Raw genomic sequence first — 14,072 nt, forward strand, 5'->3', positions numbered from 1 at the left:
TAAGGTATGCTCTTTTTGTATTCATCAATAGAGGTTTGTACGAAAAGGAGAGATAGTTATAAATTATAACGAAGTTGTTGCAATCGGAGATACCTATTTACTTACAGTCGTATCAGAGTTATTCGGATTAGAAGGCTATGAAATCCAGCGGATTCCGGCACATGATGGAGGGCGAAATGTCGTTTATACCTGTGAAAAAGAGGGCGAGGGCGCTAAAATACTCCGAATCGCTTTCTTACCAGACAGGAGCCGAGAAGATTTCCTAGGCGAAGTGGAATTTGTTCAGTATCTATTTGAGCATGGAGGCAGTGTCTCAAATGTAATCGGCTCCCGGAATGGGAATCTGCTGGAGGAGATCACCTACAATCACCACACCTTTTTTGTCTGCCTGTTCGAAAAGGCTAAGGGAAAAATGCTTGTAGAAAATAATTATCGGTACCGGGAAGGGGTTCCTATTACCGAATATTATTTTAACTGCGGCAAAACCCTGGGGAAACTTCACCATATATCGAAAGGATATACGCCTGTCCAGCGCCGGAATAGCTTTTTTGACAAATACAATGCCGAATATATCGATAAACTGATACCGGGTTCCTTATCTCTGCTTAAGGAGAAGATGGTAGAGCTCCTTGATACTTTACAAGGATTGGATAGGGACCAGGAGACTTTTGGTATGATCCATTTTGATTACAACGATGGGAATTATTCGATAGATTTTGATACCGGACATATAACTGTATATGATTTCGATAATTCTTGTTACTGTTGGTATATGTTTGACTTGGCCAGTCTCTGGTCAAGCGGAGTGGGTTGGATACAATTTGAACCTGATGCCGGCAAACGCAAAAAGTTTATGGATGATTATTTTACAACAGCCCTCGAGGGATACAGATCTGAGACCAGGATCGAAGATTCGATGCTCGAAAAATTGCCCTTATTTATCCAAGTGAATCTTATGGAAAATATATTAGGCAGATTCGAGGATATGGGCAACAATTGGGAAGAGCCTGAGTGTTACGAGGAACTGTCGTATCTCATAAAATGTTTGGAAGACGATATCCCGTATAAGGGCTTTTTCCATGACATTTACTCTTGTGAAGAACCCTTTGCGTATGAGGAACGGAATATCTAGTCTTTTTGTTGCGGCTTGACCCTTCCACCCTATAAATCAGATCTAAATCCTAAAGCCCATGTGAGTTTTGCCTCGCAGGGGCCTTTTTTCCTTTTCCAAGCAGAACTTCGCAAAGAAGACATTGAAGATTTAGGATGCCTGGGCACTGATTCCAGTGTATTTTATGTGATACAATAAGTTGAATTTCTAGAAGTTGGCAATTTGGAACGGAGGGAAAGCTTGCTTAAGTGGAATAGCGATATATGGGGACAGCTGACAGGACCGTATGGTTCTGCAGACAACGTACCAGTGTTATTGCAGCAGCTGGTGCAGGAATATAGTCAGGAAGTTTTTGACGAACTCTTTCAGGAGTATTTGTTCCATCAAAATACGATCTATACGGCCACTTACGCGGCGATGCCGTTTTTGGCACAGCTAGCATGCACCACATCGGATGCGGAAGTGCGCAAAGAACTGTTTATCAATTGCGGTATCATCGAGGCAAGCCGTGATGGGCGAGATGAGGCGCCATTCCCAGCATCTTGGGCTGAATTAGCTGAGGATGTAGGCAGCTCCGTTTGTACGGAAATGTATCGTGAATATATAGAGGCAATTGGCAAGCTCAGGGTGCTTACAAAGGAAGTATTTGCTTATACAGTCCAGCTTTCCATAGATGAGATAGAGAAGCGTTACATTCTTGTTGCGGATGCTGCTTATCGGGGCTCATATATCCCTGCCAACATGTTGATGACGTTTAGTAACGGTGATGAGTATGTGGTCGTGTGTCCGGTTTGCGAGGAAGATGTGTTCTTATGGCCTAACGAAGATCTTGCAGGAATTCTTCAAGCCTATGAACATGATCCTGTTTTTCATACGGGCCAGGAACCACATCCAATCGTTCCGGCAGCGTCATTTGCAGATGAAGAAGTACGCGTACTAGCGGAGCGGGCGGCAGCGATCGGAGAGCATACATTGGTTGGGCATCTGCATTATTTAGCGGGGGAAACATTATGTCCATCCTGCCGTGAGAAAATTTCCGTATGGCCGTCTTTGCTTCGCAATTTTAAAATGTAGATAAAAGCCGATTTTTCACCTTGGTTAGGAGGAGAAGAATCGGCTTTTTCAACGACATAGTACAATCGTTACATGGTATTCTTGACCGTCCGAGCATTTCCTTTGACCATCATGCTGCCAATCGCATAGAAAATAGCAGAAGTAACAAGGCCAACGACAGCCACGGATAGCTCCGGTGCGTAGAAGTTTACAACTAATGAGATTGCTGCAGATAAGATCCACACGATAAATGCCAGTGGTCTCCAGGATACTAGATCAGCAGAATTATTTTTGCGTAAAACCAAACGGTCCATAATGATAATCGAGCCAATTGGCGGAATAATGACCCCTAGAAGAACAAGCCAGTCGAAAAAGTGATTATAGATACCGGATATCGCAGCGATAAGTCCAACGACACCAATAATAAGCGTGATGGTTCTCATTTTTTTACCGGTCATATGTGACCAGCCTACAGCGCCATTATACAAGCAGTGTGTACCTACAGAACCTAAATTGATAAATACGAACAGAATGGATAAGATCGTGAGCAGTGGACCATGCCCCGCTAATACAGACATAAAGTCGCCGCCAGTAGAAGTCGCATTAGGAATAACTCCCGTTGCTACAACAATCCCCCCAACAAGCTCCGCAATGAAGTTCCCGATGGGAAAAGCGAAAATGACGGATAGAGCACCTTCGCGGCCGTTTTTTGCCCAACGTGTGAAATCCGCTGTCATGGTGCCTGAATCGGCAAATCCAGCGAATACTAAGGTAACAGCAGCTCCAAAAGACATCGCGCCGGTGACTTGCGGATGGTAATTCAAAATATCAGATCGACCGTTTTTTACAGCCATAGCAATGACAATGATCGCAATAATAATGTAGAAAGGTGCAGCAATCCAGCCAAGGATGGACAACGCTTTGATTCCAACATACGTAATAGCGACATAGAGGACTCCGCCGATAATCGTCATTAATAAAAGGCTGGCGCCAAATGATCCATGCATGGTGGAACCGGTAAGGCCTACTTGAAGGGCGAACCACCCAATAACGACCGTAGACAGTAAACCGGAAATGATATAATAACCGGAGCGTCCAAAGGTTTTTTGCGCTGTCAGCGAGAAGTTCATCCCAGAACGACCAGCATCATAGCTTAGCAGACCAACCATGACGAACAGAAGCAGGTTGCCAAGGAGCATGGCTAATGCACCGGCTTTAAATCCAAGCTGTGCTGTAATCAGTCCACCAATGACAGCACTGGTTAGAACCATTGGGAAACCAAACCAGACCGCTGCGACAGAGGATAATTTTTTTCGATACTCTTGAGGAACAGGTGCGTGTTCGAATTCCGGATCTAGTAGTTTTTTATCAACATTTTCGGTTGACATACTTTTGCCCTCATTTCGTATGGTTTTATGATCACCTTAACTCACTTCATAAAAGCGCTTACTTTCAGTGCTTATTGTAGGTGAGGATAGGTCTCGCGTCATTGTATAATGAGACCAAAAATTGATGGCTTCGATTGGGCATAATGTACAATGATAGGTACTCTATTTTTAATTATGGTAAATATATGAATAACGGAGGTACATATGAGAGAATTCGAACAACTAACAAGCATTGCGTCAGCGAATGAATTTATCCAGCGCCATAAACTATCGTTTCTCTTTATTTTCGGCACCGATTGTAGTGTCTGTCATGCATTACAGCCACAGGTCCTGAGATTAATGATGAAATACCCCGAAATCGCACTGGGGGCTATCGATGCGCAAGAAGTAAAAGAAGTCGCCGGGAGGTTCTCTATTTTCACGATTCCTGTCCTATTGCTCTTTGTGGATGGCAAAGAATATATACGAGAAGCGCGAATCGTGCATCTGGATCTGTTTGACGAAAAAATCCGCAAGATCTATGATTTCGTGACGGGATAAAAAAGCGCTATGTCCCGTTGGACAATGGCTTGTCGAAAAGGACTCAATCATATGCAGCCGCTGATTCAAAGGAACGTTTTCGTGTTCTTTCAGCGGCATTTTCCATGCTTGTTCGGACTGTTCCGGTCGGGGCTCAAATTAAAAATATCCAAAATTAGGTTAAAAACCAGTTGACTTCACAAAATGGATCATGATACATTGTGTATGCACAACATGCACAATTTTATGAGGAGGTACAGTATGCTGGCATTAGACATTCGAAACTTAAATAAGAAATACCCTAACTTTCAGTTGAAAGACGTATCGTTTCAACTGGAGAAGGGCTACATTATGGGGTTTATCGGTGCCAATGGCGCAGGGAAAACAACAACGATCAGATCAATCTTGAATATGATTCATATCGATAGCGGCGAGGTATGCATTTTGGGCAAGAACATTGCCGAGCACGAAATCGAATTAAAGCAAGAAATCGGATACGCCTTCGGTGGTGTCGACTTCTATACGCGCAGCAAGATCAAGACGTTGACCGATGTCATACAGAAATTCTACAAGAATTGGGATGATGAAACCTATCGTAAATATCTTAGACGATTCAAATTGGATGAAAACAAAAAAATCGCAGAATTGTCTACGGGCATGAAAGTAAAGTACAGCTTGGCCCTTGCTTTGTCCCATGGCGCGAAGCTTCTTATCCTGGATGAACCGACAAGCGGGCTCGATCCGGTCGCAAGAGACGATCTGTTAGATATTTTTCAGGAGCTCGTCCTTGATGGAGAGATCAGCATTCTATTCTCAACGCATATAACGTCCGATTTGGAAAAAGTCGCCGATTATATTACCTTCATTGAAAACGGGCAAATTATCGCCAGCTCTGAGAAACACGATTTTATGGAGTCGTATCGTTTACTTAGTGGCAGCCAGAGCCAGTTAGACCAAGTGAAGGAACAGATGATTTCCTACAAAATCAATTCATTCGGCTTTACAGGATTGATCCACGCCAAAGACTTCGATCCATCTTCCAACATCAAAGCCACCACGCCGAGTCTCGAGGAGATCATGATTTATTTCGCGAAAAAGGAGGATTTGCATGTATAATTTGGTGATGAAGGATTTAAAACTAGGAATTAATCCTTGGTTTCTCGTATTTCCTTTCGTAATAAACGCTTTAATGCTCGTACCCGGTTGGATTTATTTTATCGTTCCTCTGTATTTTTGTTGGATCACGATACCGAACATGTTTGGCGGATTCAGAACGCAGAACGATTTGATGTTTACCACGATGATGCCCGTATCCAAAAAAGACATCGTGAAAGCAAGGGTGACCGTTATTGTCATCATGGAATTATTGTACCTTGTCATTGCAATGATCTATGGGATGATTACGCTTCGCTTGTACCCGCATCTGACCTACTATTTCTACGCACCGCACATGGGTTTCTGGGGATTATGTTTTGTCATGATCGCGATCTTCAATATCGTATTTATATCGATGTATTACAAGACAGCGTATAAGTATGGCGGGGCCACGGCCACATCCATTACGGCCGCTATGCTGTTTGCTGGAGTTGCCCAATGGGTCGGAATCCAGAGTCCGCAAGTGTACGACATCTTCAATGGTTCTGGGGCTGACAGTACGGTGCTTCAACTATCCATTCTGATCGCAGGCATTGTGGTATTTATTGCATTCACCATGATAGCCTATCGGATTGCGGTGAAACGATTCCTAAAAGTGGAGATATTATGAACGTATTGATCTCGAACACATCTGAAAAACCGATTTATCAGCAGCTTTTCGAACAAATTAGCGCTCAAATTCTGAAAGGCGAGTTAGAAAGCGGCTATTGTCTACCGCCCATTCGACAAGCTGCCCTGGAGCTTGGGGTTAGTGTCATCACGGTTAAGAAAGCTTGGGAAGAGCTCGAACGAAGTGGGTTAATCAATACCGTTACAGGCAAAGGGTGTTTTGTAGCCGAATTCTCATCAGAGGAAATGCTGCGAATACGCAACGACATGATCCTGAAGCAAATGGCAAACGACACATTATACTACAAATCTTTTGGCCTCACCCTCGACGAAGTGATGGAGCTGCTGAAAAAGATTTATTAACGGTGATTTGAACAGGCGCTGAATTGGGCGCCTTTCTTTTCGTTCGATAGCATGTTAAGGTGAATCGTATCACACATGATCGCGAAAAATTTATTGAATAAAGAACAACGTAAGGATGATCTGCATATGAAAATTTTATTAGTCGAGGATGATAAGACAATCGCGTCGGGACTGGAATATTCGCTGCAGCAAGATGGTTATTGGGCCGTTCTCTGCCATGATGTCGCCTCAGCCAAAAAGGTGCTCACTGAGGACATCGATCAGTTTGCTTTATGCTTGTTCGATTTACAGCTTCCGGATGGAAGCGGCTATGAATTGTGCAAGATGGTGAAGGAGCGGCGGGACATTCCGGTCATCTTCTTAACGGTGATCGACGATGAGGTCAATGTCGTGATGGGGCTCGACATGGGAGCCGACGATTACATTACCAAACCTTTTCGAGTTCGCGAGCTGCTGTCCCGAATCAAGTCCGTCTTGCGGAGATACCAGAAGCCATCCCAAGTCAGATCGATCATCGACATCGACCATGTCCGAATCAATACGCTGGAAGGCAAAGTGCATAAGAACGGCACCGAAATTTCGCTCACCGCCTTGGAATATCGCTTATTGCTGATCTTCGGCAGTCACATTGGACAGGTTCTCACAAGGAATCAGCTTTTAGAGCAAATCTGGGACGTGGCTGGCGACTTCGTGAACGATAATACGTTAACGGTGTATATCAAAAGGCTGAGGGAAAAGCTAGAGGATGATCCAGGGCATCCGACATTGATCAAAACAGTACGCGGTTTAGGCTATAAGGTTGGTGATTAAATGCTGCGCAATCGAGAAATTCAACGTTTATTGCTCCTCATGGGCTTGATCAGCTTAGCGGCGCTCGTTGCAGCTGCTTTCATTTCGGCTATTGCCGCGGCGCTCGTCTTCATTCTATCCATGCTGCTTACTGGTGCGAGCTTGTTATTCACGAGATGGAGATATCGCGAGCTAGCAAAGCTGTCCGTCTATTTGCAGGAAATCAGCAACGGCAATGATTCCCTTGACGTTCGTGATAATCAAGAAGGCGAGCTGAGCATTCTCAAGAATGATATTTACAAAGTGACGCTCATGCTATCGGAGCACCGCTCGCTACTACAGCGGGACAAAATTCAACTGACGGATGCCATCTCCGATATATCGCATCAGCTCAAAACACCGCTTACCTCCATGACGGTAATGGCGGATTTGTTAAGCGCCCCTGACCTGCCTCCGGCCAAAAGATCGGAGTTCACCCATCATATTCGCGTCCAGCTTGAACGCATCGATTGGCTTGTCTCTTCTTTACTAAAGCTATCGAAAATTGACGCGAAGACCATCCCATTCAAAAAAGATCGAATTCCCGTGACAAACCTGATTCAAAAAGCATTAGAGCCGGTAATGATTCCGATGGACATTAAGGGACAGTCAGTTTCTATCGCGGGCGATGACGACGTCTCTTTTGTCGGCGATTTCAATTGGACGGCTGAAGCGGTCATCAATATATTGAAGAACGGTGTAGAACATACGCCTGAAGGCGGAGCGATCACCATCGCATATTCCGAAAACGCGTTATTTACGGAAATCGTCATTGCCGACAACGGCAAAGGCATTCCGAAAGAAGATTTGCCTTATATTTTCAAACGTTTTTACAAAGGAAAGAACGCCAGCGAAGGAAGCATCGGCATAGGACTTGCGATGGCTCACAGCATCATTGCCAGCCAGAACGGCGTGATCGATGTAACGAGCGACGGTGAGAAGGGTACGCATTTTCGGATTAAATTTTATAAGCAAGTGATTTAATGGCACGCCGTAAGTGACTGAATTGTCACCTCCATCGTCACTGGAAAGTCATTTTGGACAGATAAAATGATATTCATCAGCTAAGCGATGGAGGCAAGACAATGCAATTGAAGCAACACCGTAAGATTATTTTTGCCATCACAATATTCTACACCCTTTTTATTCTATATTTTTTGTTTTTCGCTTTCGGCAGAGTAAGTAAGGTAGATCAAATCACCGAGTACACCTTTATTTTTTTACCTGACGATTTTTTTAGGGTGCCAGGCCTATCCGATCTTCTACATCCTACGTTGATGGATTTTGTGGGTTTCGGGAACATCGCAGCCTTCATCCCTTTTGGCATATTGATTCCATTGTTATATCGGACCAACTTTATTCGATTCATGACTTTGTTCATCCTGTCCATTCTCGTGCTGGAGACCATTCAGGCACTAACGTTCCTCGGCAGCTTCGACATGAACGACGTCATACAGAACGCATCGGGCGCAGCCATCGGATTCGGGGCGTACAAACTTGGCTTTCGTACGAAAAGCGACTGGAGAAATATTGCTGCTACGGGCATTGCCAGTGCTGTCCTGATGCTCGGGGTATGGGGGGCCTTCGGGCTGGTTGATCAAGCGTTCACCAAAGAAATGGGTCCCTTTGTCGCGATCAACGAACTCAAAGACAGTAACGGGAATCCATCGACGGGTACCAAACGGTACAGTCTAAAGATTGGTGGCCAAGACGTAGAGCCCAGATATAATGTGTATCGCGTCGAAGGTAAAAAAAAAGAAACGTACACGTATACGTTAGGCAATAAGGAGGAGATCTATCTCTCCTTCCATTATGGAATCCCCGATCAAGAGGATTCCCATGGCAGCATCAGGGTTACCGTCGATGGTCATGAGTTTCTGTCCGTATCTTCAGAAGCCGGGCGCGACGAGCCGGATATGTCTGAAATTTTTCTTCCACAGGCCAATGAACTTACGATCACCCTGGAGGGAAATGAAACCCTATGGGATGTTGGATATAGAGAGATGGTATATTTCTGGAATTTGAGCATCGAGGGAGATCCTATGCTTCCGAAGTGAGTTTTGTGCGAAGTCGATTCAGGAAGTAACACTCACAAAACTTTTAGGAGGAATGACAATGGAAATTTTAAGAATCGAGCATCTGTCTAAAATATACGGTACGGGTGAATCGGCGGTGAAGGCGCTCGACGATGTGTCTTTTTCGATCCAAAAAGGCGAATTCGTCGCGATTATCGGCCCGTCTGGATCGGGGAAGTCGACCCTTCTCCATATGCTGGGCGGCGTGGATCGACCGACTGGCGGTAAAGTGTATGTTGAGGATACGGATATGTATGCCTTGAACGAAACGCAGCTGGCCATCTTCAGGCGCAGGCAAATCGGCCTGATCTACCAGTTCTTCAATCTGATTCCTGTCCTGACGGTAGAGGAGAATATGACGCTGCCGCTCTTGCTGGATAACCAAAAGGTAGATCAAAAGCAGTTGGATCGTCTTGTAAATACGCTGAATCTACAGCATCGATTAAATCACCTGCCGAATCAGCTATCTGGCGGACAACAGCAACGGGTCTCGATCGGCAGAGCGCTCATCGGCAATCCTGCGATCATGCTGGCCGACGAACCGACCGGGAATCTGGACAGCAAGAATAGCAGCGAGATCGTCGACTTATTGAAAATGCTGAATAAAACCTATCATCAGACGCTGATCGTAATTACGCATGACGAACGGATCGCCTTGCAAGCCGACAGGATCATTTCGATTGAAGACGGGAGGATCGCCAAAGACGAGGTGATCCGGCGATGAATATTGTTAACACGCTAACCATCCGGCACCTGAAGCAGAACAAGAGACGAACGCTCGTAACCATCATCGGCGTCATCATTTCGGTTGCCATGGTGACCGCTGTCGCTACGCTTGTTTTTTCCTTTTCGGATCTAATGATCAGACAAGCCATTGCGGATACAGGGGAGTGGCATATCCAATATCAAGATGTCACCAAAGAGCAGCTTGCGGCGATACAGGGCGATGATGCAACCAAAACCGCAGCGATCACAAGAGATCTTGGTTATGCCCCATTAGAAGGGGGGCAAAATCCCAATAAGCCGTACTTGTTCATTAAGGAATATAATGCGCAGGGTTTCGCACAATTTCAGATTGAACTAAGCAAGGGGCGTCTTCCGCATACGGACAAGGAAGTCGTGATTTCCGAGCCCGTTGCAACAAACGCCAAAGTGAAATACGAGATCGGCGATCGTCTAACCCTTCGTATCGGCGAACGATTCGAGCAAGGGAGCGACCAATCCATGGATCAGACCCAAATGCTGCGTAGGGAAGACGGCAAATTGACCGAAACGTTGCAGCATATCAAGGCAAGGGATTATACAGTGGTAGGTTTCATCAAGCGCCCTGTATGGGAACCGGCTTGGGCCCCGGGCTATACGATCATTAGCTATGTCGATGAAAATATTATCGGGGCAAACGATCGAGTCGATGCGTCGGTGGTGTTGCAGCGTGTCAATCCGTTCTTGTTCGCTCATGCGGAGGAATTGGCTGAGAAAAACCACATTGAAACGGTCCGATATAATAACGGATTGCTACGTTATTATGGCTTGTCCAAAAGTGAATCCTCGTCCAATATGATGTTCTCCTTATCGGCGATCATTATGGCGGTCATTATGATCGGCTCGGTGTCGCTGATCTATAATGCTTTTGCGATATCCGTCTCGGAACGCTCCCGCCATTTAGGGATGCTAGCGAGCGTGGGGGCTACGAAAAGGCAGAAGCGTAATTCGGTGCTGTTTGAAGGTGTCGTTATTGGCCTGATCAGCATTCCTATTGGCATCCTATGCGGACTTGCCGGGATAGGGATCACTTTTTGGTTCATGAATTCTATGATTCAAGGGGCATTATGGACCAGTGAAAAGTTGAGGCTCGTCGTCACGCCGTTATCGCTCTTGATCGCCTGTATTGTGTCGATGTTGACGATTTTCATATCGACGTATCTCCCGGCGATCAGGGCATCCAAGGTATCCGCAATGGACGCGATTCGCCAGACTACCGAAGTCAAGCTTACGGCCAAAGCGGTGAAAACGTCGAGGATCATTCGTAAGTTTTTCGGGATTGAAGCGGAGATCGGGCTGAAAAACTTAAAAAGGAACAAACGGAGATACCATACCATCGTATTTTCGCTCGTTATCAGCATCGTTTTGTTTTTGACGGTATCATTCTTTACCGCCGGTATGCAGCAATCCCTGCAACTGTCGCGGGAAGGCATCAATTACGATATTGAAGTCATGTACAGCAATGGCAAGAGAATCGACGAACGATTGATCCAATCGATTGCATCATTGAATGGCGTAACAGAGTTCAACGTGATTCATGCGTTATATAAGAATGCCTGGGTCGATGAAGCGTTCATCGCTGATGAATTGCATGAGAAGGTGAAGAAAGATAAGAGCTTACTGCAAGACGGGAAATATCCTTACGACATTACGATTCATGCATTGAATGATTCGAGTCTGCAAGACTATGCCAGAGCGGTCGGCGCAGATTACGAACAGCTAACGGATCCGGATCATCCTGCCGCGATTGTGATGGATACGATTCATTACAAAGATATGGATACGGGAAAATATATTCAGACGAAGGCCATATATACGAAGATCGGGCAAAGTATTGAGCTAACGAACTTCTATAAAGAAAATGGGGAAGAATCGAAGGCACACAAAGTGATCGTTGCCGCGTTGACGGATCAAGCTCCGATGGGGCTGAGCCCGACAGGCGTAGGCGGGGTAAATATCATCGTCTCGGAACGCGTTATGAATCGGCTGGCAGATGACGAGGACTTAGCTAACGTTCAGACATTCCTCCATCTGAAAAGTACAGAACCGATGAAAACGCAGCAGGAAATCGAAGAGATGCAGGAGACCAACCTGAATGTCTTCAATGTATATCAATCCAGAAAAAGCGAAGAACAAAATATTCTAATGATGTCCGTCTTTTCTTACGGTTTTATCGTATTAATATCTGCGATTTCCATTGCGAACATTTTTAATACGATTTCGACGGGCGTGGCCCTTCGCAAACGGGAATTTGCGATGCTGAAATCCGTCGGCATGACGCCAAAAGGCTTTGCGAAAATGATGAACTATGAAAGTGTTTTTTATGGGGTCAAGTCGCTGCTGTTCGGGCTTCCCGTCAGTTTCGTCGTGATGTATCTACTCTATAGGGCATTTTCGAACAAATTCAGCTACGGGTTCGCCCTTCCATGGATGAGCATTCTGTCCGTCATCGTCGCCGTATTTGTCATTGTCGGTTCCGCCATGTTATATTCCGGCGCGAAAGTAAAAAAGGAAAACATTATTGATGCATTGAAGCAAGAGAATATATGATTAACCATCGGCCCTGACTTGGTTGAAGTCAGGGCTTGCTTCGTAGATGTAGCAACAAAAAACTGACCTCTTGAGGTCAGTCAGATTCACGCGGATGTTAGTTTGTGATAGAAGAGGGCGATGATTTGGCCCGGTACCAGGCAAAGGACTCGGTTATGATATCGAGCAATGTAAGCACGACGATGGCGTTTACGAACCATTCTTTCACGTTGGGCCAGTTGGTATGCGCTCCTCCAGCATATCTTCAATTAGGCTTTGCAATTCCCGTTTAATATCCTCTCTTTGCTGCTCAGGCAAACGCTGTGTAACCGCATAAATATAACGGTCAGTAAAGTTCGCTTAAGATATTCGTTACCTATATCCCCCATCATTCCAATGATATCCTTATCCTATATCAGATGCGCGCCTGATGAATCCTAATTGAAAACGGAAAGGGAGATAAAAAGATGGGTAAGGACAATATCATAAAATCGATGCTTTCTGAAAAGGTTAGTATGACGCCGAATGGATTTATCGCAGATCAATTAAACCCAAAACAGTTCTTAGATTGCTACGAGTTGTTTTTTGACAAGATCCTTGATATTCATTCTTCCGATATAACGGGAGTAGAGGGCTATGGCGAGTTTAACGAGGAATGTATGACGGAATATGGGACCTGTAAGGAATTTCTGATCGATACGTTCGCAGAAGATAAAGAGGGGTATTGGTATCATTGGAAGGAGATGTTTGAGACAACGGTTCTCGAGCGTGAATTCTTCGATAAATACTTGCAGGAAATGAAGGACAGAATTCCTTATTGTGAAGGAAAACGCTTTTTAGTTTATAACAATACGTTTTTTGTCAATATGATCACAGACGGCAAGACGACGGTCGGGTTCCCTGACTGGAGCAGATCCGGCATCTGCGATTTCCTTCTCGATTTTGCCATTATGGACTTGAATAAGCCGTACTTGCACATCCCGGAATTGTTGTTCGAGTATTGCAAGAAAAGGGGTATCGTCATACCGGATTTTAAGGAAAGATTCTTATGTATGGCTTATTATAAAGGAATTGATACCTTGCGTTGGCATGCGTCCATTGATGACACGGAGTCCTGCACGTCCATCATGAAATCCATTAGTGAACTGAAAGATCGAATATACGCCTTATAGAAGGTGAAGCTATGAAATACGAAAATGCGAGCGATATATTACCTGAGGAACTGCTGAAAGAAATCCAGAAATACGCAGGAGGGAAACTTCTTTATATTCCCGCCGGGGAGGAAAAAAGGGCTTGGGGTGAAACGTCCGGCTACCGAGAACAACTGCAGAAGCGCAATCGAATGATTCGCAATAAGTACGCCCATGGGCTCACGGTTTCGGAACTTGCGGACGAATACTTCTTATCTTTGGATTCCATTAAGAAAATTATCTATTCAAAAAATAATGGCGAGTATTTAACTTATTCTCCGACATTAGAATCTGCTGTACACTATGCGAATGCCGGGTTGATCGAAGAGTGGATCCAATGTTATTTGCTGCTTACTCGAAAAGCTGCTCCCACTGTACATGATCTCATGAATGAAGACTTTCTCTATTTGGGAGTCGTTAAGTTTCCATTGCGTCTCATCCGGATTGAAGAATACGATATCAGGGAGAATCTTGCGGAAGAGAGTGAAGA

13 protein-coding genes and 1 pseudogene are annotated in these 14,072 nt (G+C 45.0%); 13 read left to right on the top strand and 1 reads right to left on the bottom strand.

The window, feature by feature from the left end:
- Positions 1–82 precede the first annotated feature (82 nt).
- On the top strand, positions 83–1,132 hold the full coding sequence (locus tag GCU39_RS24690; RefSeq protein ID WP_152395882.1) for a phosphotransferase enzyme family protein: 1,050 nt from the start codon (positions 83–85) through the stop codon (positions 1,130–1,132).
- A gap of 219 nt (positions 1,133–1,351) precedes the next feature.
- Positions 1,352–2,185: a hypothetical protein gene (locus GCU39_RS24695; protein ID WP_152395883.1), complete on the top strand. Its 834-nt coding sequence runs from the start codon at positions 1,352–1,354 to the stop codon at positions 2,183–2,185.
- 68 nt (positions 2,186–2,253) lie between these two features.
- Here GCU39_RS24695 and GCU39_RS24700 read toward each other — a convergent pair whose 3' ends face one another.
- On the bottom strand, positions 2,254–3,552 hold the full coding sequence (locus GCU39_RS24700; RefSeq protein WP_152395884.1) for a purine-cytosine permease family protein: 1,299 nt from the start codon (positions 3,550–3,552) through the stop codon (positions 2,254–2,256).
- A 204-nt stretch (positions 3,553–3,756) separates the two neighbouring features.
- Between GCU39_RS24700 and GCU39_RS24705 the strand changes: the two genes are divergently transcribed.
- From GCU39_RS24705 to GCU39_RS32080, 11 genes and pseudogenes are all read left to right on the top strand, one after another.
- A complete protein-coding gene (locus GCU39_RS24705; RefSeq protein ID WP_152395885.1) occupies positions 3,757–4,092 on the top strand; it encodes a thioredoxin family protein in 336 nt (111 codons plus the stop codon).
- A gap of 240 nt (positions 4,093–4,332) precedes the next feature.
- On the top strand, positions 4,333–5,187 hold the full coding sequence (locus tag GCU39_RS24710; protein ID WP_152395886.1) for an ABC transporter ATP-binding protein: 855 nt from the start codon (positions 4,333–4,335) through the stop codon (positions 5,185–5,187).
- Positions 5,180–5,836 carry an ABC-2 transporter permease gene (locus tag GCU39_RS24715; protein WP_152395887.1) on the top strand — a complete coding sequence of 219 codons (657 nt, stop codon included), beginning with the start codon at positions 5,180–5,182 and terminating at the stop codon, positions 5,834–5,836. Before GCU39_RS24710 ends, GCU39_RS24715 begins: the two co-directional genes overlap by 8 nt.
- Entirely contained in the window at positions 5,833–6,198 is a 366-nt protein-coding gene (locus tag GCU39_RS24720) for a GntR family transcriptional regulator (RefSeq protein ID WP_152395888.1), read from the top strand. The genes GCU39_RS24715 and GCU39_RS24720 overlap by 4 nt, the downstream gene beginning before the upstream one ends.
- A gap of 126 nt (positions 6,199–6,324) precedes the next feature.
- Complete coding sequence (locus GCU39_RS24725; protein ID WP_152395889.1) at positions 6,325–7,008, top strand: response regulator transcription factor; 684 nt, start codon at positions 6,325–6,327, stop codon at positions 7,006–7,008.
- A complete protein-coding gene (locus GCU39_RS24730; RefSeq protein ID WP_152395890.1) occupies positions 7,009–8,010 on the top strand; it encodes a sensor histidine kinase in 1,002 nt (333 codons plus the stop codon).
- A 101-nt stretch (positions 8,011–8,111) separates the two neighbouring features.
- Complete coding sequence (locus tag GCU39_RS24735) at positions 8,112–9,083, top strand: VanZ family protein (protein ID WP_152395891.1); 972 nt, start codon at positions 8,112–8,114, stop codon at positions 9,081–9,083.
- Between the two features lie 58 nt (positions 9,084–9,141).
- Positions 9,142–9,825 carry an ABC transporter ATP-binding protein gene (locus GCU39_RS24740; protein ID WP_152395892.1) on the top strand — a complete coding sequence of 228 codons (684 nt, stop codon included), beginning with the start codon at positions 9,142–9,144 and terminating at the stop codon, positions 9,823–9,825.
- Entirely contained in the window at positions 9,822–12,413 is a 2,592-nt protein-coding gene (locus GCU39_RS24745; protein ID WP_152395893.1) for an ABC transporter permease, read from the top strand. Before GCU39_RS24740 ends, GCU39_RS24745 begins: the two co-directional genes overlap by 4 nt.
- A 473-nt stretch (positions 12,414–12,886) precedes the next feature.
- Complete coding sequence (locus GCU39_RS24750) at positions 12,887–13,564, top strand: hypothetical protein (protein ID WP_227793323.1); 678 nt, start codon at positions 12,887–12,889, stop codon at positions 13,562–13,564.
- Positions 13,565–13,575: 11 nt separating this feature from the next.
- Positions 13,576–13,833: pseudogene (locus GCU39_RS32080) on the top strand (CD3324 family protein); the annotation flags it as partial.
- Positions 13,834–14,072 lie beyond the last annotated feature (239 nt).

The organism is Paenibacillus guangzhouensis (assembly GCF_009363075.1).
Lineage (GTDB): Bacteria > Bacillota > Bacilli > Paenibacillales > Paenibacillaceae > Paenibacillus_K > Paenibacillus_K guangzhouensis.